18 protein-coding genes are annotated in these 18,994 nt (G+C 75.0%); 9 read left to right on the top strand and 9 right to left on the bottom strand.

All coding sequences use genetic code 11. The features are described from left to right. Positions 1-18: 18 nt before the first annotated feature. The 4 genes from ACWEPF_RS29705 (at position 19) to ACWEPF_RS29690 (ending at position 2,951) form a co-directional block, all read left to right on the top strand. Positions 19-405 (top strand): roadblock/LC7 domain-containing protein, encoded by a 387-nt coding sequence (locus ACWEPF_RS29705; RefSeq protein ID WP_345283163.1) that lies wholly within the window; start codon positions 19-21, stop codon positions 403-405. Positions 406-472: 67 nt separating this feature from the next. Continuing rightward, positions 473-832 (top strand): DUF742 domain-containing protein, encoded by a 360-nt coding sequence (locus tag ACWEPF_RS29700; RefSeq protein ID WP_345283135.1) that lies wholly within the window; start codon positions 473-475, stop codon positions 830-832. Next, the gene (locus ACWEPF_RS29695) at positions 813-1,442 is read left to right on the top strand and encodes a GTP-binding protein (RefSeq protein ID WP_449794987.1); all 630 of its coding nucleotides are present in this window, start codon (positions 813-815) and stop codon (positions 1,440-1,442) included. Before ACWEPF_RS29700 ends, ACWEPF_RS29695 begins: the two co-directional genes overlap by 20 nt. Positions 1,443-1,484: 42 nt before the next feature. Then, positions 1,485-2,951 carry a cytochrome P450 gene (locus ACWEPF_RS29690; protein WP_452174969.1) on the top strand — a complete coding sequence of 489 codons (1,467 nt, stop codon included), beginning with the start codon at positions 1,485-1,487 and terminating at the stop codon, positions 2,949-2,951. A gap of 73 nt (positions 2,952-3,024) precedes the next feature. On the opposite strand, the gene ACWEPF_RS29685 is transcribed toward ACWEPF_RS29690, so the two are convergent. The 3 genes from ACWEPF_RS29685 to ACWEPF_RS29675 all read right to left on the bottom strand — a co-directional run bounded on the left by ACWEPF_RS29685 (position 3,025) and on the right by ACWEPF_RS29675 (position 6,673). Beyond that, complete coding sequence (locus tag ACWEPF_RS29685) at positions 3,025-3,264, bottom strand: hypothetical protein (protein WP_452174968.1); 240 nt, start codon at positions 3,262-3,264, stop codon at positions 3,025-3,027. A 62-nt stretch (positions 3,265-3,326) separates the two neighbouring features. Then, on the bottom strand, positions 3,327-4,658 hold the full coding sequence (locus ACWEPF_RS29680) for a diaminopimelate decarboxylase (protein ID WP_452174967.1): 1,332 nt from the start codon (positions 4,656-4,658) through the stop codon (positions 3,327-3,329). 299 nt (positions 4,659-4,957) lie between these two features. Continuing rightward, a complete protein-coding gene (locus ACWEPF_RS29675) occupies positions 4,958-6,673 on the bottom strand; it encodes a helix-turn-helix domain-containing protein (RefSeq protein WP_452174966.1) in 1,716 nt (571 codons plus the stop codon). A gap of 205 nt (positions 6,674-6,878) precedes the next feature. Between ACWEPF_RS29675 and ACWEPF_RS29670 the strand changes: the two genes are divergently transcribed. Further along, complete coding sequence (locus tag ACWEPF_RS29670) at positions 6,879-7,751, top strand: D-hexose-6-phosphate mutarotase (protein ID WP_452174965.1); 873 nt, start codon at positions 6,879-6,881, stop codon at positions 7,749-7,751. A 125-nt stretch (positions 7,752-7,876) separates the two neighbouring features. After that, positions 7,877-11,293, top strand: a complete 3,417-nt coding sequence (locus ACWEPF_RS29665; RefSeq protein WP_452174964.1) for a molybdopterin-dependent oxidoreductase — start codon at positions 7,877-7,879, stop codon at positions 11,291-11,293. A gap of 22 nt (positions 11,294-11,315) precedes the next feature. Here ACWEPF_RS29665 and ACWEPF_RS29660 read toward each other — a convergent pair whose 3' ends face one another. From ACWEPF_RS29660 to ACWEPF_RS29650, 3 genes are all read right to left on the bottom strand, one after another. Next, the gene (locus tag ACWEPF_RS29660) at positions 11,316-12,509 is read right to left on the bottom strand and encodes a CapA family protein (protein WP_452174963.1); all 1,194 of its coding nucleotides are present in this window, start codon (positions 12,507-12,509) and stop codon (positions 11,316-11,318) included. A 73-nt stretch (positions 12,510-12,582) separates the two neighbouring features. Further along, positions 12,583-13,722 carry an FAD-dependent oxidoreductase gene (locus ACWEPF_RS29655; RefSeq protein ID WP_452174962.1) on the bottom strand — a complete coding sequence of 380 codons (1,140 nt, stop codon included), beginning with the start codon at positions 13,720-13,722 and terminating at the stop codon, positions 12,583-12,585. Positions 13,723-13,834: 112 nt separating this feature from the next. Further along, the gene (locus tag ACWEPF_RS29650; RefSeq protein ID WP_452174961.1) at positions 13,835-14,521 is read right to left on the bottom strand and encodes a TetR/AcrR family transcriptional regulator; all 687 of its coding nucleotides are present in this window, start codon (positions 14,519-14,521) and stop codon (positions 13,835-13,837) included. Between the two features lie 146 nt (positions 14,522-14,667). Between ACWEPF_RS29650 and ACWEPF_RS29645 the strand changes: the two genes are divergently transcribed. Further along, entirely contained in the window at positions 14,668-15,186 is a 519-nt protein-coding gene (locus ACWEPF_RS29645) for an EF-hand domain-containing protein (RefSeq protein ID WP_452174960.1), read from the top strand. A 60-nt stretch (positions 15,187-15,246) separates the two neighbouring features. Here the strand turns inward: ACWEPF_RS29645 and ACWEPF_RS29640 are convergent, their stop codons facing one another. Beyond that, positions 15,247-15,717, bottom strand: coding sequence for a MarR family winged helix-turn-helix transcriptional regulator (locus tag ACWEPF_RS29640; protein WP_452174959.1), 471 nt, complete (start codon positions 15,715-15,717; stop codon positions 15,247-15,249). A gap of 107 nt (positions 15,718-15,824) precedes the next feature. Then, positions 15,825-15,965, bottom strand: a complete 141-nt coding sequence (locus tag ACWEPF_RS29635) for a hypothetical protein (protein ID WP_452174958.1) — start codon at positions 15,963-15,965, stop codon at positions 15,825-15,827. 80 nt (positions 15,966-16,045) lie between these two features. Here ACWEPF_RS29635 and ACWEPF_RS29630 point away from each other — a divergent pair, with 80 nt between their 5' ends. Both ACWEPF_RS29630 and ACWEPF_RS29625 read left to right on the top strand, forming a co-directional pair. Next, entirely contained in the window at positions 16,046-16,576 is a 531-nt protein-coding gene (locus ACWEPF_RS29630) for a SigE family RNA polymerase sigma factor (protein ID WP_452174957.1), read from the top strand. Between the two features lie 121 nt (positions 16,577-16,697). Beyond that, complete coding sequence (locus tag ACWEPF_RS29625) at positions 16,698-17,867, top strand: hypothetical protein (protein ID WP_452174956.1); 1,170 nt, start codon at positions 16,698-16,700, stop codon at positions 17,865-17,867. A 78-nt stretch (positions 17,868-17,945) separates the two neighbouring features. Here the strand turns inward: ACWEPF_RS29625 and ACWEPF_RS29620 are convergent, their stop codons facing one another. Further along, entirely contained in the window at positions 17,946-18,749 is an 804-nt protein-coding gene (locus ACWEPF_RS29620) for an endonuclease I family protein (protein WP_452174955.1), read from the bottom strand. Positions 18,750-18,994: the final 245 nt, after the last annotated feature.

Below are 18,994 nucleotides of genomic sequence, written 5' to 3'. Positions count from 1 at the left end.
CATCAGCAACGGACCAACATGGACTGGATGCTCAAGGACCTGGCGGACGGTGTCCCGCACACCCGCCACATCGTGGTGCTCTCCGCCGACGGTCTGAGGATGGCCCAGTACGGCGCCGGCACCGACGCCGCCGACCGGCTGGCCGCCGCCTGCGCGGGGCTGCAGAGCCTGGCGGCCGCGGTGGGGCACGAGTTCCCGCACGGGGACCGCCGGATGCGCCTGGTGGTGATCGAGATGGGCGGCGGCTTCTTCTACCTGATGGCGGCGGGAGCCCGGGCCTTCCTGGCGGTGCTGGCCGACGAGGGCGTGGACGCCGGGCTGATGGGCCAGCGGATGCGTGACCTGGTCGCCAGGATCGGCGAGCACCTCAGCACGCCGCCGCGCCGAGCCGAGCAGGTCGTGTGAACGGGCTTGCCGCCGAGGGGAGTCCGGTGGGTCGAGGGACGGTGGACGGGTGCGGCGCGGACGGCGGATGAACGCGGACGGACAGGACTGGGACGTGGGCCGGCCCGAGCGCCTGTACGTGATCACCAGGGGTCGCAGCGGGGCGGCCGACCGGGCCGTGTTCGACCTGGTGACCCTGATCGTCGCCCGCTCGGAGCCGACGCCGACCATGCAGCCGGAGCACGCGGCGATCCTGCGGGTCTGCGAGTCGCCGCTGTCCGTGGCCGAGATCTCGGCCCACCTCAGGTTGCCGGTGAGCGTGGTCACCGTGCTGCTGGCGGACCTCCTCGCCGAGCGGCGGATCGAGGCCCGCGCCGGAGTACCGAAGGCGATCCTTCCCGACATCGCCCTGTTGGAAGCGGTGATCAATGGACTTCAGAGGCTCTGACCCGGCGCTCCCGGCGCTCCCCGGGCCGCGCGGGGACGACCTGCTGCCGGACTCGGCCGCCACGGCGGTCAAGGTGGTGATCGTGGGCGGCTTCGGCGTCGGCAAGACGACCCTGGTCTCCTCGGTGAGCGAGATCCGCCCGCTGACCACCGAGGAGACGATGACCCAGGCGGGTGCGGACGTCGACGACACCGAGGGCATCGAGCGCAAGACCTCCACCACGGTGGCGATGGACTTCGGCCGGATCAGCATCAACGAGGAGCTGGTGCTGTACGTCTTCGGCACCCCCGGCCAGGAGCGGTTCTGGTTCCTCTGGAACGGCCTGTTCGACGGCGCCCTCGGTGCGGTGGTGCTGGTCGACACCCGCCGGCTGGAGGTCAGCTTCGACGTCATCGGGCGGCTGGAGGACAGCGGGGTGCCCTTCGTGGTCGCCGCCAACACCTTCCCCGAATCGCCGTCCCACCCCGTCGAGGACCTGAGGGCCGCCCTCGACCTTCCCCCCGAGGTCCCGATCGTCAACTGCGATGCCAGGAGCCGTAGTTCGAGTCGTGACGTGCTGATGGCCCTGATGCGCTACCTGTACGACCGCTCGGCCGCCCCCGCGCGCTGACACCCACCACCCGCCGTCCCCCACGAGACCCCCGGAGATGCCGTGACCAACCCGTACAGTGACGACGCGTCAGCCACCCCGCCGCCCGGCTGTCCGGCCCACGGCGCGGGCACCCGCGACTTCGGTGCCCACGGCCTGGGCGCCGAGGGCCTGCGGCGGCTGTACGGCCCCGAGGCGGAGGCGGACCCGGCCGGCCTGTACGAGAAGCTGCGCGCGGAGCACGGCGAGGTGGCGCCGGTGCTGCTGCACGGCGACCTCCCGGCCTGGTTGATCCTCGGCCACTCGGCCAACCTCACCGCGATGCGCACCCCCTCCCGGTTCTCCCGGGACTCCCGCCGCTGGACGGCCTTCCAGGAGGGCCTGGTCGCCGCCGACTCCCCGCTGATGCCGGTGATCGCCTGGCAGCCGCTGTGCGTCTTCGCCGACGGCCCGGAGCACCGCCGCCTGCGCGGCGCCGTCACCGACGGCCTCAACCGCTTCGACCGGCGGGGCATCCGACGCTACGTCACCCGCTTCGCCGACCAGCTGATCGAGGAGTTCGGGCCGACCGGCCGGGCCGAGCTGATCTCCCAGTTCGCCGAGCACCTGCCGATGCTGGTGATGACCCACGTGGTCGGCATGCCCGAGGAGTTCGGGCCCCGGCTGGTCGAGGCGGCACGGGACCTGATGAAGGGCACCGAGACCGCCATCGCCAGCAACGACTACGTGGTGGCCACGCTGCGCCGCACCATGGAGCGCAAGCGGGTGGCCCCCGGGGCCGACCTGGTCTCCTGGCTGATGCAGCACGAGGCCGGACTCACCGACGACGAGGTGCTGGAGCACCTGCGGGTGGTGCTGCTGGCGGCCAACGAGTCGACGGTCAACCTGATCGCGGACACCCTGAAGATGGTCCTCACCGACCGCCGCTTCCGCGCCCACCTGTCGGGCGGTCACATGACGCTGCCGGACGCCCTGGACCAGGTGCTCTGGGACTCCGCGCCGATGTCCCTGGTCGCCGGGCGCTGGGCCACCGGGGACACCGAACTCGGCGGGCAGCAGATCAAGTCCGGCGACATGCTGCTGCTCGGCCTCGCCGCCGGGAACGTCGACCCGGCCGTCCGGCCCGACCTCTCCAAGCCGCTGCACGGCAACCGCGCCCACCTGGCCTTCGGCGGCGGACCGCACGAGTGCCCGGGCCAGGACATCGGGCGGGCCGTCGCGGAGACCGGCATCGACATCCTGCTGGCCCGGCTTCCCGACCTCCAACTCGCGATCGGCGAGGATGAGTTGACCTGGACCTCGGCCTGGCTCTCCCGGCACCTGGTGGAGCTCCCGGTGCGCTTCACACCGCGGTCCCCGGCCCCGAGGGACACGGCCGCCGCCCCCGTCCCCGCGACCCCGCCGCCCGCTCCGCCCGCCCCGCCCGTGGTGCCGCCCGCCGTCGCGGCCGGGCGCGGCCACCGGGGCGCGGCCGTGCCGGGGCAGCGGCGCAGTTGGTGGAGCGTCCTGACCGGCATCTTCCAGCGCTGACCCGGCCGGGCCGGCGGCCCGGCACGGGACTCAGCCGCTCGGTGGCGGTCCGCGCGGTGGACGGCGGCGGGCCTCACCGCGGCCGGTGGCGGGGCCGGGCGTACGCCGGCCGGTACTGCGCGAGGCCCATGGCCACGCCGCCGGCGCCCGTGAGCAGTTCCAGCACGGTCAGGGTGGGGACGCCGGCCAGCGCCAGGCCCGAGGCGAGGACCAGGACGACGACCAGCACGACGACGTGGTCGGCCCGCCGGAAGCGGCGGCCCGGCGGGCGCGGGGCGGACGGTGGCGGCTGACGGCGGCGCGAACGGGGCATGACACTCCTTCGGGACGGACGGGGCGGACGGGGGAGGTACGACCACCGGACCGGGGGAAGGCTCACCCACCGGTGCGGTGCAGCAGGTCCTCGAGGGTCTGCGCGGCGCGCAGCGTCTCGAAGCGCACGGCCCCGTCCGCCGCCACCGTGACCCCGTGGACGGCGGGCTCCAGCAGGCTGTTGTAGGAGAACGGGGTCGAGGTGTAGTAGGCACCGGTGTCGAGCAGCGCGACCAGGTCGCCCGGCTCCAGCAGCGGCAGCGGGCGGGCCCGGGCGACCAGGTCGCCGGCGAAGCAGGCCGGTCCGGCCACGTCCTGCTCGACCGGCGCTCCGCGCTTGGCGGCCCCGGTCGCGTCGTGCGCCGTCACCCGCAGCGGCCAGGAGTCCGGGGCGAAGACCGTCCGGGTGGCCACCTGCGCTCCGGCGTGGGTGATCGCGATCGCCCGGCCGCCGGAGTTCTTGGTGTACTCCACGTAGGCGGCGGTGAAGCCGCTCTTGGCCAGCACCGAGCGGCCGAACTCGGTGACCAGGGCGAACTCGCCGGAGAACAGCGCGGGTACGTGCGCCCGCAGCAGCTCGACGTAGTCCTGGTGGCCGGGGGTGGCCCGGTCGTCGGCGAAGTTGACCGGCAGGCCGCCGCCGATGTCCAGGCCGACCACCTGACGGCGGCCCAGTTCGCCGTTGATCTTCTGGGCGAGGGTGACGGTGGCGGCGACGCCCTCCGCCATCAGGTCCAGCGGGCACCCCTGGCTGCCGACGTGGCAGTGCAGCCAGGTCAGCCAGGGCCGGTCCCGGAAGGCCGCGACCAGCCGCTCGGTGCTGCCCTCGTCCGCGAGCGCGATGCCGAACTTGGAGGTCGCGGTGGCGGTGCTCATCGCCCCGATGGTGCCGCCGCCGATCTGCGGGTTGACCCGCACCCCGATCCGCGAGTCCGTGGTGCCGGATCCGCTCCGGCGGCCCGCCAGCAGTTCGTCGACCCGGGCCAGCTCCTGCCAGCTGTCGATGTTGACCGCCGTCCCGAGTTCGAGCGCCAGGGCCAGCTCGCGGCGGGTCTTGGCGGGGGAGTCGAAGACGATCCGCTCCGGCTCGAACCCGGCGGCGAGCGCCTGCGCGAACTCGCCGGGGCTGGCCACCTCGCAGCCCATGCCCAGGTCCCGCAGCCGCCGCAGCACCGGGACCAGGCTGTTGGCCTTGGCCGCGAAGGCGTGCAGCACCCGCACCGACCCGGGGAAGGCGCGGTGCAGCGCCTCCACGGTCGCGGCCACGGCGTCGAGGTCGAGGAAGCCCGCGAGCGGCGCGTCCTCGGGGGACAGCAGCCCCTGGCGCACCGCCGCCCCCAGGATGAGCTCACGTCGTTCGGGGCCGTGCAGGGCCGCCAGTTGAGGGTTGGTCACGGTGCCGCTCTCCGTCCGGTCGTCTCGGTCGCGCGGCCCGCTCGTTCCGGTGGTCCCGGCGGGCCGTGCGAACAGAGTGCCCGTCGGGCGCCGGGATCGTCTTCAGGCCGCTGACCGGGCTTGCGCCGTCTCCCTCGTGCGGCGCGACGAAGCATGGGCGGCGGCGGTCCCGGCTCCGTGGGCCGCACCGGAAACCTGCGGGAACGGTGGTGCCGCCGGGCGCCGCAGCGGGGGAGACCGGCCCGCTCTCGCGCCGTACGGCGAAGGCGGGGCGGTCTCCTCGCGCGGAGCGCCGAACCTCACCCCTCCCCGGCCACCGAGCCGCGGAGCAGCAGCAGTTGGAGCTGGGCCAGCAGCCGGGCGTCGGGGTCGTCCAGGTCGATCCCGCTCTCCCGCACGACCGTGCTGTCCAGGCGGTAGGCGTACGTGTTGCCGGGCACGCCCAGCGCCTTCGCCGCCCGGGCCTTCTCGCCCGGCTGCGCCAGGAAGGTGCGCAGGGTCTCGACCAGGGAGGCCACGTCCTTGTGCGAGGAGGCGAGCAGCCTGGTCACCGGGGTCTCCACCGGCAGCGGCCCGACCGCCCGCAGGGCCTCGGCGAAGCGCAGCAGCGCGACCGCCCCGGCGACCTCGCCGACCCGGGCGCAGGGCTCCGGGCCGCGCCCGAACAGCAGGCCGCCCAGCGCCAGATCGGCCGTCCGGCGGGAGTCGGGTGCCGCGTCGAGCCGGTCGCTCACCTCGCCGATGCCGACCCGGGCCGTCAGCCCCGACCGCCGCGAGAGCTCCGCGGCCAGCGACTCGGCGGTCAGCCGCACCCGTTCCTGAGCCCGCGTCAGCTCCTTCGGCAGGTCGCCCAGCAGGACGAGCACGCCCTCCTGCGAGGGCACCACCACCGCCACCTCGCCGCGTTCGGTGCAGTGCCGGAACGCGGCCTCGACCATCCGGCCGCGCGTCCGGGCGTCCGCCGGGCCGCCGGAGCCGGAGTCCGAACCGGTGCCGCTGCCGGTGCCCGAGCCGGTGCCCGCGCCCGAGCCGGTGCCCGCGCTGATGCCGACCGACAGGACCGCGCACCGCCGCGCCTGCGGCAGCCCGGTCCGCGCCGCCAGCAGCTCGGCGGACCCGTGGCCCTCCAGCAGCACCCGGACGGCCTCCAGCAGGAGCTGGTCCTGGCCCTCCCGGCGGGCCCGGTCGTGCAGCAGGTGGGCCGCGGCCGACTGCGCCGCGACCCGCAGGGCCTCACGGTTGGCCGGGGTGTCCAACGGCCGGTTCCCCTCCGCCGCCACCCAGATCGAACCCAGTGGGACGTCACCCGCCCGGACCAGCACGATCAGACGCTCGGGGGCCTCGCCCTGGGCCTTGCGGTACAGCACCCGGTCCGAGCGCAGCAGGTCGCGGTCGAAGCCGGCGTTCCGCATGTCGTCGCGCCGGTCGGCCGGCGGGGCCTGGCCGAGGATGGTCCGGATCCGGACCCAGTCCACGTCCTCACCGACGGGCGAGTAGGCGAGCACGTTGAAGGACGTGTCCTCGATCGTCACGGATCCGTTCACCTGGAGCGCGATCGCCTCCGCCAGCCGGGGCAGGTCGCCCAGCGGGACGGTGGCGATCCGGGGCCGCGGCGTGACCGACAGCCCCGCCTGCAGGATGCCGATGACGGTCGGCCAGTCGGTCCACCGGCTGCGGAAGAGCACGGCCGTGCCCGCCGCCGCGGCCGCCTCGCCCAGCGCCCCGTGCCCGGTGCCGGTCTCCACCGGACGGAACAGCACCCCGGCCACCCCGGCCGCACCCATCCGGCGGACCAGGTCCACCGCCCCCTCGGTGTGCGGATCGACCCCGACCGCGACCAGCAGGTCGCCCTGCGAGGCCGGCGGCTCCAGGCCGTCCAGCACCACCAGGCGGCCGACCGGCCGGTCCAGCCCCCCGGCCGCGAAGCCCGGGACGACGAAGTCACCCGCCAGCTGCAACAGGTCCAGCAGGTTCTGTCTCGCCCCGGACCGGTCCGCGCGCTCCGCGTCGGACATGGGCACCCCTCCCCAGGCACACGTGCCGCGCCCGACGGGGCGTCAACTCCCCGGCGGTGCAGGCGATCCGCTCAGCGTAGTGCCGGGTGCGGGCGGTCCGGGGCGCTTCCGGTGGTCCGGTCCGGACCCGACGGAGTGCGGTGATCGGCCGGCGGTTGCCGATAATGACCTCACTGCGCCGACCGAACCCGTGAAGGACCCCATCGTGCCCGAGAACTTCCTCGCCCTGCCCGTCCGCCAGGAGCTGTCCCCGTCCGTGACGCTGCGCCAGAAGGGCGCGATCCCGGTGGTGGTGGTCGACCACCCGGCCGGCCGGGCCGTGGTGAGCCTGCAGGGGGCGCAGCTGGTGACCTGGCAGCCGAGCGGCGAGCAGCCGGTGGTGTGGGTCAGTGACGAGTCGTCATGGACCGAGGGCGTGGCGATCCGCGGCGGGGTGCCGCTCTGCTGGCCGTGGTTCGGCCCGGCGGGCTCGCCCTCGCACGGCTTCGCCCGGGTGGTGGAGTGGGAGCTCGCGGGCACCGAGGAGACGGCGGAGGGCGTGGAGCTGACCCTCGCCCTGAGCGAGGACGAGCGGACGCTGGCGCTCTGGCCGCACGCCTTCACCGCGACGGTGCGGATCCGGCTGGGCCGCGACTGCACGGTGGAGCTGGAGGTGGCCGGTGAGCACCGGAGCACCGGCGCCCTGCACACCTACCTGCACGTCGGCGCCGCCGACCGGACCACCGTCTCCGGCCTGGGCGCCGACTACCACGACCGGGTCGCCGCCGGCGACGGCCGGGGCCCCGGCTCGGTCGTCCTGGACGAGCGGGTCGACCGCACCTACACCGCCCCGGCCGACCTCACCCCGGTCGACGACGCCGGCCTCGGCCGCACGATCGAGGTCCACCACAGCGGCCACAGCGACGTGGTGGTGTGGAACCCGGGCGCGCGGCTCTCCAAGGAGATGGCCGACCTCGCCGACGAGGGCTACCGCGGCTTCGTCTGCGTGGAGACCGGCCGGATCGGCCGCGACCTGGTGGCCGCCCCCGGCACCCCGGACCGTCTGGCCACCACCCTCCGGGTCGTCCGCCCCGCCTGACGGGGCCCTCCGACCCTCCCGTCGGGGACCGTCGGCGGGTGGGCGGGGCGACGGGGCCGCGGTGCAATGGGTGCGAGACGGCAGGGCTCGGCGGGCGACCGCGAGCGGCACCCGGAGGGCCTGGGATGGTCGAGGAGAAGCGCGGATTCTGCACCCTGTGCAAGTCGAGGTGCGCGGCGGTGTACACGGTCGAGGACGGCCGGATCACCGCCGTGCGCCCCGACCCGGACCATCCGAACGGGGCGGCGATGTGCCCCAAGGGCCGCGCCGCACCCGAGATCGCCCACGGCAGCAGGCGCCTGACCACACCGCTGCGCCGCACCACCCCCAAGACCGACCCCGACCCGGGCTGGCGGCCGGTCGGCTGGGACGAGGCGCTGGACGAGATCGCCGGGCGGCTGGCCGCGGTCGCCGCCGAGCACGGCCCCGAGGCGGTCGCCTTCGCGGTCGCCACGCCGAGCGGCACCATGGTGTCGGACGCCACCGAGTGGATCGAGCGCTTCGTGCGCCGCTTCGGCAGCCCCAACACCGTCTACAGCGCCGAGATCTGCAACTGGCACAAGGACGTCGCGCACGCCTTCACCTTCGGCTGCCCGATCCCGCCGCCCGACTACGCGCGCGCGGGCCTCGCCGTGCTCTGGGGGTTCAACCCCGCCAAGACCTGGCTCTCCCAGTCCGCCGCGCTCTCGGCCGCCCAGGCGAACGGCACCGGGCTCGCCGTCGTCGACCCGCGCCGCTCCACCAGCGCGCTGCGCGCCGACCGCTGGCTGCGGGTCCGCCCGGGCGCGGACGCCGCGCTGGCGCTCGGGCTGGCCCACCAGTTGATCGAGAACGCCTGGTACGACGAGGAGTTCGTCCGCGCCTGGACCAACGCCCCGCTGCTGGTGCGGGAGGACGACGGCCGCTTCCTGCGGGCGGGCGAGCTCGCGGAACACCCGGCGGGCGACGGCGGCCAGGCCTTCGTCACCTGGGACCAGGAGGCCCGGGCCGCCGTGCCGTACGACACCCGGCGGGCGGCGGTGTGTCCGGAGCGCTTCGCGCTGAGGGGCCGTCACCCGGTCCGCACCCGCACCGGGGCGGTGGTCCACTGCGGCCCCGCCTTCGAGCACTACGCCCGCGCCTGCGCGCACTGGCCCCTCGACCGGGCCGCGGCCGCCACCTGGCTGACGCCGGAACAGATCCACGACCTGGCGGCCGAGATCGGCGCGCAGGTGCGCGGCGGCGGCTCGGTGACATACTACGGCTGGACCGGCGTCGGCCAGAGCGCCAACGCCGCGCAGACCGAACGCGCCCTCGCCACCCTCTACGCGCTGACCGGCTCCTTCGACGCGCCCGGCGGCAACCTGCTCGCACCCCCGCCGCCGTACCGCCCGGCGAGCACCTTCGCCGACCTCGCCCCCGGACAGCGCGCCAAGGCACTCGGCCTCGACCGGCACCCGCTCGGACCGCCCGCCTCCGGCTACGTCAACGCGGGCGACCTGCGCCGGGCGATCGAGGACGGCGAGCCCTACCCGGTCCGTGCCCTGGTCGGGTTCGGCTCCAACCTGGTGGTGTCCCAGCCCGGTTCGGACGCCACCGCGCGGGCGCTGCGGGCGCTGGACTTCCAGGTCCACCTCGACCTGTTCGAGAACCCCACCAGCGCGAGCGCGGACCTGCTGCTGCCGGTCAACAGCGCCTACGAGCACGAGGCGCTGCGGTTCGGCTTCGAGGTCGGCCACCGGGCCCAGGAGCAGGTGCAGTTGAGGCAGCGGATCGTCGAACCGCTGCCCGGCACCCGCTCCGACACCGAGGTGGTCTTCGAGCTGGCCCGCCGGCTCGGCTTCGGCGACCGGTTCTTCGACGGCGACGTCGAGGCCGCCTGGAACTGGCAGTTGGAGCCGCTCGGCCTGACGGTCGCCCAGCTGCGCGAGCGGCCGGGCGGGGTGCGGGTCCCGGTCGCCGAGGGCGAGCGCCGCTACCGCCGCAGCTCCGGCGACGGCGAGGTCGCCGGCTTCGGCACCCCCACCCGCCGGGTCGAGCTCTACTCGCAGAAGCTGCTGGAGCACGGCTACCCGCCGGTGCCCGAGCACCGCGAGGCCGCCCCGGGCGAGCCCGCCGCCACCGACGCCGACCACCCCCTGCTGCTGACCTGCGCCAAGCACGGCACCTACGTCCACAGCCAGCACCGCGGCGTCAACGCGCTGCGCCGCCGGGCCGCCGAACCGCAGCTCGACCTCCACCCGGAGACCGCCGCCGCACGCGGCATCGCGGAGGGCGACCTGCTGCGGCTGGCCACGCGCACGGGCGCGATCCGGATGCGGGCCCGGTTCGACGGGTCGCTGCACCCCGGCGTCGTGGTCGGCGAGTACGGCTGGTGGCAGGAGGCCGCGGACCTCGCCCTGCCCGGTGCCGATCCGCTCTCCGAGGCGGGCAGCAACTACAACCGCCTGGTCGACCATGCGGTCGTCGACCCGCTCAGCGGCTCGGCGCCGCTGCGCGCGGTGGCCTGCCAGGTCACGGCGGTGGACGGGCAGCCCGGCTGGGCGGGCACCCGGCCGTTCACCGTCGGCGCCCTGGAACGCGAGGGCGCCGACGTGCTGACGCTGCGTCTGACCCCCACCGACGGCGGCCCGCTGCCCGACTTCCGTCCGGGGCAGCACCTCACGGTCGCGGCCGAGGAGCCCGGGACCGCGCGCAGCTACTCGCTCACCGGCGCGGCCGTCGACCCCGGCCGCCGCGCGTACCGGCTGGCGGTGCGACTGCAGCCTGGCGGGGCCTTCTCCACCTTCGTCCACTGGCGGCTGCGGGTGGGCGACGAGCTGCGGGTGGGCAGCCCGAGCGGCGTCTTCTGCGTGCCCACCGACACCGACGCGCCCGTCGTGCTGCTGGCCGGCGGCATCGGCATCACCCCCTTCCTCAGCCACCTGGAGACCCTGGCCGCCCGCGGCGGCACCGTCCCGGAGGTCGTCCTGCACCACGGCGTCGCCCACGGCGGTGACCACCCCTTCCGCGAGCGGCTGCGCGAACTGGAGCTGCTGATACCGCAGTTGCGCGTGGTCACGTACTACGCGCGGCCCCGGCCGGGCCAGGACCTGCGGGGCCGTGACCACGACCGGGAGGGCTTCCCGTCGGCGGACGACATCGAACCGGGCCTGCTCGCCCGCCGGGCCCGGTTCTACCTCTGCGGCCCCGAGCCGATGCTCCGGGCCCTGACCGCCGGGCTGCGCGAGCGCGGCGTGCCGGCCTTCGAGGTGTTCAGCGAGCGGTTCCGCGCGGCCCGCCGCGAGGTGGAGCTGCCCGAGGACGCCCGCTTCACCGTCACCTTCGCGCGCTCGGGCCGCAACGCCGAGTGGACCGCGCGCTCGGGCTCGCTGCTCGACCTCGGCGAGCGGGCCGGGGTCGCGATGGCCAGTGGCTGCCGGGCCGGGCAGTGCGAGAGCTGCGCCTGCACCGTGCTGGAGGGCCGGGTCGGCCACCTGGTGGAGACCTCGGAGGAACTGCCCGAGGGGACCGCGCTCACCTGCCAGGCGGTCCCGTGCGGCGATGTCGTCCTGGACCTGTGAGACCTGCCCCGCGGGCGCCCGGTCAGGGGGCCGTGGTGAGGCCGGCGTCGGCGCCGCCACGGCTGAGGACGACGGTGCGGATGTGGTCGAGCGCCTTGGCCCAGTCGGTGTTCGCCGGGTTCTGCCGGACGGCCTCGGTGAGGTCGAGCACCCGGTTGGTGGTCAGGTCCGTCAGCTGCGGGACGAACTCGGCCTTGCTGACGGTCCACGGCCCGTTCGGACCGGTGGGCGGGGAGAAGGTGAACCGGGCGATCGAGCTCTGGTTGCCCCGGGGGTCGAAGGCGCCGGTGTAGTTGTACATGTCCCCGGCCAGCTGGTCGCCCATCCCGTAGACCACCCAGGTGCCGTTGACCTGCTCGTAGGCCTGCGGGATGTGGGCGTGGGTGCCGAGGATCAGGTCGACGTCGCGCCGTCCGTCGGTCCGGGCGGCCGTCAACTCCTGTGCCAGGGTGAGCTGTTGCTCATTGGGGTCGTCCTGCCACTCGGTGCCCCAGTGCATGCTGACCACCACCACGTCGGCACCGGCCCGGCGGGCGGCGCGGGCGTCGGCGAGGATGCGGTCGCGGTCGATCAGGTTGACCGCCCAGGGGCGCCCCTCGGGGAACGGGATCCCGTTGGTGTCGTAGGTGTAGGCGAGTTGGGCCACGGTCGCGCCGCCGGCCTTGAGCAGGGCGGGGCGCCCCCGCTCCTCCTCGCTGCGGGCCGACCCGGCGTGCCCGAGCCCGACCGCGTCCATCGCCCCGAGCGTGCGGTCGATCCCGGCGGCCCCCGCGTCCAGGGTGTGGTTGGAGGCGGTGGAGCAGGAGTCGTAGCCGGTGTCCCGCAGCGCCCGGGCCACCTCCGGCGGGGACTTGAAGGTCGGGTACCCGGTGAAGGGCCCGCCCTCGGCGCCGTACACCGTCTCCATGTGACAGATCGCCAGGTCGGCGGCCGAGACCACCGGTTCGACCCCGGCCAGCATCTTGGAGAAGTCGTACCCGCTGCCCCCGGCGTCGGCATGGGCCTGGCGGATGATCGAGGCGTGCGGCAGTACGTCCCCGGAGGCGACCAGGGTGAACGGCCGCCGCCCGTCGTCGGCGGGGGCCGGCACGGCTGGAGCGGCCGGTACGGGAGCGGGCTGGGCGCCCTGCTGCGGGGCGGGGCCGGCGCAGGCCGCCGTGGCCGCCAGCAGGACCGCGGCGGGGAGCAGGGCCGTGCGGCGTGAATGACTCATCATCAACTCGTCTCATGGTCGGTATGTCCGACCATGAGACGAGTGCGGCCGCGCGCGGTCGCGCCACGCGAGTCGGTCACCCGTTCGGCGCGGAGGCGAAGAAGGCCGTCATGCGCTCCAGGCCGTGCTCGCCGAACATCGTCTCCAGGCTCTCGGCGGACTCGGCGGCGGAGGCCTCGCTGCGTGGGAAGAGCGCCTGCTCGTAGGTGGCCAGGGCGGCTTCGGGCCGGCCGGGGTGGGCGGCCAGGGCGAGGGCGAGTTCGGCGCCGTCCAGCATGGCGAGGTTGGCGCCCTCGCCGGCGAACGGGGACATCAGGTGGGCCGCGTCGCCGAGCAGGGTGACGCCCGGGACGCGGGCCCAGCGGTGGCCGACGGGGAGGGCGTGGATGCGGCGCGGGACGAGGCTGCCGTCGGCGTCGGAGACGAGGGCGCGCAGGCCCTCGTCCCAGCCCTCGAAGTGGGCGAGGACGGCGGCCTTGGCGGCCGGGGCGTCGGTGAAGTCGACGGTGTCCAGCCAGGCCTCGGGGGCCCGGAGCGCGGTGTAGACGTGCAGGCTGCCGTCCGTCTCGCGGTGGCCGAGGAAGCCGCGGCCGGGGCCGAGGGAGAGGAAGAAGCCGCCGCCGAGCAGGGCCGCGCTGTGCGGGTGGCGGGTGTCGGCCTCCAGCAGGTCGGCCTCCACGAAGGAGATGCCGGTGTAGGCGGGGGCGGCGTCGGAGAGCAGCGGCCGGATCCGGGACCAGGCGCCGTCCGCGCCGACCAGCAGGTCGGTGGTGAGGGTCGAGCCGTCGGCGAAGGCCACCTCGTGCCGCCCGTCGCCGAGCGGGCGGGCCCCGGTGACCTTGCGCCCCCAGTGGACGGTGCCCTCGGGGAGCGAGTCGAGCAGCAGCCGGCGCAGGTCGCTCCGGTCGATCTCGGGGCGGCCGCCGGTGCCGTCGTCCTCGGCCTCGACGTGCACGGTGCCGTCCGGGCCGACCAGCCGCATGGCCTCGCCGCCGGGGTGGACCAGGGCCAGGAACTCCTCGTGCAGCCCGGCCGCGCGCAGTGCCCGCTGGCCGTTCTCCTCGTGGATGTCCAGCATCCCGCCCTGGGTGCGGGCGGCGGCCGACTCCTCCAGGTCGAAGACCGCGGCCTCGATGCCGTGGACGTGCAGGACCCGGGCTGCGACCAGGCCGCCGAGGCCCGCGCCGATGATCGCGATGGGGTGGTGGGTGCTCATGGTGGCCTCCTCGGGGCGTGCGGTCTGACTCCTCCACGGTAACGAACATGTTCGTAGCGAACAAGTTCGTCGACGGGTGTGGCGGAGGAGCGGGCCGCGCGCAGGGGGTCGGTCAGCCGTGCGCCGGCGGGACGGGGGTGCTGATGACGCCGTTGATGAGGGCCTGGACGGACCAGGTCAGCCGGGCCCCGGCGCCGCCGACCAGGGCCGGCATGTGGGCGCGGATCGCCGGGTGGGTGGCCGGGTCGACCGTCTCCAGCGCGTGGGTGAGCGCCTCCCAGTCGCGCTGCCGGGCCGGGTCGCCCGCCCGGGTGGAGTGCTCGGCCGCGGCGGCGGTGGCCTGCTGGAGCAGGACGTCCGCGCCCCAGGCCACCTGCGCCGTGGGTGCGCCGCTGTGCGCCAGGAGCGCGAGCACGCGCTCCACCAACCGGAGGTAGTTCTCCCCGCTGGGCCGGGCCACCAGGGCCGAGCGGGCCAGCTGCGGATGCTCGAACAGGGCCAGGGCGTAGCCGAGCAGAACCGCCGTCAGCTGCCCGTGCCAGTCGCCCTCCTCGGACCGGGGGGCCGTCAGGTCGACCGTGCCGAGCAGGTCGTCGAGCACGGCCGCGTGCAGTTCGGCGGTGTTGGCCACGTAGACGTAGAGCGAGGCCGGGCCGGTGTCCAGCTCCTGCGCCAGCCGGCGCATCGTCACCTTCTCCAGGCCCTCGTCGCGCATGATCCGCACGGCGGTCTCCACGATCCACCGCCGCGACAGGGCGGGCTTGGCGGGGCGCTCCCGGCGGCTCCTCGGCTCAGTCATCCCCCGATCGTAACGAACGCGTTCGTGCCCGCTGGGCTCCGCCGCCGGGCCGTGCCGTTCCAGCGGGTGAGTCGGTGTGGCTGCGGGGGCGGGTGGCCCGGTAGCCTCCCTGCGGACCTGTCCGTTCCGTGTGAGGGAGTGCGACCGTGGGTGCTTCGCAGGACCGTGCCCGTTACCGCTTCGGCCTGTTGGACGCGGACGACAGCGGGGTGCTGGAGCGGGGCGACTTCGAGCTGCTGGCGGACCGGGTGATCGCGGCCAGCGGGATCGAGCCCGGGACGGCCGCCGCCCTGCGGGTGCGGGAGGCGTACCTGACGTACTGGCAGGGACTCTACGAGCAGGCCGACAGCAACGGCGACGGTGTCGTGGACTTCGAGGAGTACTCGGCCGTGGTCCACGACCGGGCGGCCTTCGAGCGCTACGTCCGCCCCTACGCCGAGGCGCTGGTGCGCGCGGCCGACCGGAACGGCGACGGCTGGGTGGAGCGCGAGCAGTACGTGGCCTGCATGGTGGCCACGGGCTTCGCGGTCGCCCGGGCCGAGGCCACCTTCGACGAGCTCGACCCCGCGGGAACCGGCCGGGTCTCGGGCGAGCGCTGGCTGGAGAGCATCGCCGGCTACTACACCGGCGAGGGGCAGCAGGTCACCGACCACCTCCTCGGCTGAGGCTCCCCCCTGACGCTCCGTCGGGCCGCTCGGCAGGGCGGGGCGAGGGCGACGGGTCCCTCAGGAGGCCCGCGGGCGGGCCGAGCCGCGGGACGCCGAGGCGCAGACCTGCCGGAGCATGTAGTGGAGCTGGGCCCGCTCGCCCCGGGTGAGGGAGGCCAGCAGCTGGTCCTGGACCTCCTGCTCGTCGGTGCCGCCGGCCGCCGCGGCGGCCGTGCCCGCCTCGGTGACGGTCACCAGCCGACGGCGCCCGCCGACGTGGACCACGAGGAGGTCCACCAGGCCGTGCGCGGTCAGCTCCTCGACCACGGGGGAGAGGGCCGACTCCTCGACGTCCAGCTGGCGGGCGAGGTCCGGCAGGCCGTGCGGGCCGAGCTCGGTCAGGGCTTCCAGGACGCTCTGGTGCAGGGCCGACAGCCCGCGTTCGGTCAGGCGCGCGGTCAGCATGGCGTCCAGCGACCGGGCCGCCTGGGCCAGGAGCCGGACGGTCCGTTCGGAGGAGTTGGAGGCGCCGCTCCGCCTGTCGTACACACTGCATCCCATCGCCGCGGGGGGAGGACGTCACCCCCGGTCGGGGCCGCGCACGACGGCCCGTGAAGTGAACCGCCCCCACCTTACGGCCGGGGCGGCCCTTCGGTCTACATCGATGTCGTCGACGGGGCGGCCGCATCGGCCGTCAGCAGGCGGCGCGGCACGTCCTCGTCCTCCGCCGGCAGCGAGGAGACGAACCGTTCCGGCACCAGCCCGCACTGCGGCCCGCGGTCCAGCTCGCGCCGCATCCGCCCCCGTCGGCGGCGCCACCGGAAAGAACCCCGGACGGGGGTGTGACACGATCGCGGTCCCATCGCGTTGGAGTGGCATGAGGGACACCACCGCAGACGAGACGGCCCATGACCGGCCCCTGGACTTCCTGGAGTTCGCCGCCGGGCGGGGGCCGCACCTGGTGAGGACGGCGTTCCTGCTCACCGGCGGCGATGCCCACCTCGCCGAGGACCTGGCCCAGGAGGCGCTCGGCCGGATGTTCGTGAAGTGGCGCAAGGTCTCCCGGATGGAGAACCCGGCCGCCTACGCGCAGACCACGCTGGTCAACGCCTTCCTGACGCACAAGCGGCGGCGCAGCAGCGGCGAGCACGTCACCGACACCATCCGGGAGACGCCGTCCGGCGAGACGGACCCGGCCCTGCGGGTCACGCTGCTGGACGCCCTGGCCCGGCTGGCCCCGCAGGACCGGGCGGTGCTGGTGCTGCGCTTCTGGGAGGACCGCAGCGTCGAGGAGACGGCGGCCGCGCTCAGGCTCCGCTCCGGGGCGGTCCGCACCCGCAGCGCCCGGGCGCTGGAGCGCCTGCGCGGGGTGCTCGGCACCGACCTCGCGGAACTGGCCGTCAAGTGACGGCCGTTCAGCTCCCTCCGTCGTCCCTCCGTCCACCGCCCGCCGGGGCCCGCTGCCCTGCACCCTCCCCTTCCCGCCGGCCCGCCGCGCGCCCCGAACCACGCCCGAGGAGGGCCAAGTGATGTCGTACGAGGACGAGTTCGCCCAGGCGCTCCGAGGCGCTGCCGCCTCGGCCCCGCAGTCCGAGCCGACGGCCCTGGCCGCCGGAGCGGCCACCCGCGGCCGGGCGCTGCGCCGCCGGCGCCGTACGGTCCGGCTGGGGGTCTGCGCCGCCGTGGTGGCCTCGGGGCTGGCCACCGCGGCGCTGCTCCCGGGGGCGGGCACCGTGACGCCGGCCGACGACCAGCCGATCTCGGCGGCCTTCATGGAGCGCACGGTGCGTTCGCTGCTGCCGCCCGGCTCGGTCACCGGGATCCACGGCTCCGGGATCGGCACGCGGGGCTTCGGTTCGGTCGGCCCGACGGTGGCGCTGATGCTGGACGTCGGCCACGGGCCGGTCCAGTTCTCGCTGACCACCGAGCGGATGCCGCTCCCGGTGGACGCCGACACGCCGGGCACCGAGTGCCTGACGAGCGGTCAGCCGGCGGTCTGCACCCGCACCGAGGGCGCCGACGGGACGATCGTCCTGCTCCAGCGCACCCAGGACCCGGGCGAGGCGGGTGGCCGGAAGGGCCTCCTCCTGCAGACCACCACCGCCGAGGGCCGCCGGATCCGGCTGGACCTCTCCGGGCAGGATCCGGAGGCCTCCCTGACGGTGGCCCAGCTGACCGCGCTCGCCACCAGCCCGGAGTGGGACCCGGTGTTCAGCGCCCTGGCCGTGCCCGGCTACCCCAAGTCGGCCTTCCAGGGCATGCCGGCCGACCGGATCGCCGCCACCGGCCTCGCGCTGCTGCCCCCGGGGGTGACCGGCAAGGCCGCCGAGGGACGCTTCGGCAACGGCGAGCAGCGGATCGCGCTCACCGGCGACGGCCGGGAGGCCCAGCTGGGCCTGTCGGTCCACCTGCACGACCAGATCACTCCGCAGGCCTTCGAATCCGGAGCCCAGCCGGGCGAGTTGACCCGCGCCGCCGACGGCACGGCGGTGATCGCCCGGCGGGTCCGGGACAACTCGGACGACACCGCACCGGTGAAGAGCTGGTCCGTCGAGGCCCTGCACGCCGACGGCACCCGGGTCGGCCTGGTCCAGACGGGCCCCGGTGTCTGGCCGGACGTGCCGCCGATGGACGGGCGCGAGGTGCTGAGCCTGGACCAGCTGGTGGCGATGGCCGGATCCCCCGCCTGGCGGGGCTGAGAGCGGCGGCCCCGGCCGCCTGCCCCACGGGGGTGGGAAGGCGGCCGGGGCCGCGGACCGCCGTGCCCCGCACGGCCGTCACCAGATCAGGTTGACCCACTCCGGGTGGTCGACGAAGGGGTTCCGGTTCTTCTGGTAGGTGTCGAAGATGATCTGGTTGCGGCGCTCCTCGAAGGCGCTCGGCGGGTCCTGCTGGTTCCACTGCTTGAGCACCGAGAGCCGGCCGTGGAAGCGGACGCTGCCGTTGATCAGGTCGTTGGCCTCCAGGTCCGGGAAGGCGTCGTCGCCCTCGTAGCGCACGGCCATGTAGAGGATCATCCGGGCCACGTCGCCCTTGTCGGCGTCGCGCGGCTCGAAGGAGTCGGAGTCGGTGTAGCTGCCGGGGGCGCCGCTGACCGGGCTGCCGCCCTGGTCGAAGTCCTTGTTGCCCCGGGTGCTGTTGACCTGGACGTCGGCCGCCCGCAGGTGGTGCAGGTCGGTGCCGGGGCCGGCTGTGGTGCCGAAGTCTCCGTGCGACTGCGCCCAGACGTGCTCGCGGTTCCAGTTGCCGACGGCGCCGCCGTTGAGGGACTTGCTGCGGGAGACGCCGCTGTAGAGCAGCAGCACGTTGGCGGTGTTGTTGGGGTCCTGGTCGGTCACCTTGAGGGCGTTCCAGACCGCGTCGTAGGAGATCTTGCCGGTGCCGCTGGAGATGATGCCGTGCAGCGCGGACTTCAGGCTGCTGCCGCTCTTGCCGACCGCGTTCTTGTAGTACGTGCTGTCGTACGCGGTCGTGGTCGCACTGGCGGGGGAGGCGGTGACGCCCGGCAGGGTGAGGCCGACCAGGAGGGCGGCCGCAGCGGCCGCCATCGCCTTCCAACTACCTCTGTGCGCAACGGACATGGGGGTGTCCCTTCCCGGAGGAGAGTGCGCGCGACCGCGCCGGCGGCCCTGCGGCCCCGGTGATCTACGCGTGTTGACGTCATGTCAGGCGAGAGCATGACATGACCACGGGGGAGCCGGAGTTACCGGGAGGAGGCGGTTCCGTGACGTTCTCGCATACGCCGCGGCGGGCGGGTCGCCGTCCGGGCCGCAGAGCGTCGGGTCCAGCGTCGGTCGTCGCCCCGGCCCCGGCGGGCCGGGGCGTC

Source organism: Kitasatospora sp. NPDC004289 (assembly GCF_053602875.1).
Note: the sequence above shows the minus strand (reverse complement) of the source record. Positions and strands in the feature narration are given on the sequence as shown.

Excerpts from the sequence above, each read along its gene's own strand:
- ACWEPF_RS29705 (WP_345283163.1), top strand. The coding sequence starts at position 19 with ATGGACTGGATGCTCAAGGACCTGGCGGACGGTGTCCCGCACACCCGC.
- ACWEPF_RS29700 (WP_345283135.1), top strand. The coding sequence starts at position 473 with ATGAACGCGGACGGACAGGACTGGGACGTGGGCCGGCCCGAGCGCCTG.
- ACWEPF_RS29695 (WP_449794987.1), top strand. The coding sequence starts at position 813 with ATGGACTTCAGAGGCTCTGACCCGGCGCTCCCGGCGCTCCCCGGGCCG.
- ACWEPF_RS29685 (WP_452174968.1), bottom strand. The coding sequence starts at position 3,264 with ATGCCCCGTTCGCGCCGCCGTCAGCCGCCACCGTCCGCCCCGCGCCCG.
- ACWEPF_RS29675 (WP_452174966.1), bottom strand. The coding sequence starts at position 6,673 with ATGTCCGACGCGGAGCGCGCGGACCGGTCCGGGGCGAGACAGAACCTG.
- ACWEPF_RS29665 (WP_452174964.1), top strand. The coding sequence starts at position 7,877 with ATGGTCGAGGAGAAGCGCGGATTCTGCACCCTGTGCAAGTCGAGGTGC.
- ACWEPF_RS29660 (WP_452174963.1), bottom strand. The coding sequence starts at position 12,509 with ATGATGAGTCATTCACGCCGCACGGCCCTGCTCCCCGCCGCGGTCCTG.
- ACWEPF_RS29655 (WP_452174962.1), bottom strand. The coding sequence starts at position 13,722 with ATGAGCACCCACCACCCCATCGCGATCATCGGCGCGGGCCTCGGCGGC.
- ACWEPF_RS29650 (WP_452174961.1), bottom strand. The coding sequence starts at position 14,521 with ATGACTGAGCCGAGGAGCCGCCGGGAGCGCCCCGCCAAGCCCGCCCTG.
- ACWEPF_RS29635 (WP_452174958.1), bottom strand. The coding sequence starts at position 15,965 with ATGCGGCGCGAGCTGGACCGCGGGCCGCAGTGCGGGCTGGTGCCGGAA.
- ACWEPF_RS29630 (WP_452174957.1), top strand. The coding sequence starts at position 16,046 with ATGAGGGACACCACCGCAGACGAGACGGCCCATGACCGGCCCCTGGAC.
- ACWEPF_RS29625 (WP_452174956.1), top strand. The coding sequence starts at position 16,698 with ATGTCGTACGAGGACGAGTTCGCCCAGGCGCTCCGAGGCGCTGCCGCC.
- ACWEPF_RS29620 (WP_452174955.1), bottom strand. The coding sequence starts at position 18,749 with ATGTCCGTTGCGCACAGAGGTAGTTGGAAGGCGATGGCGGCCGCTGCG.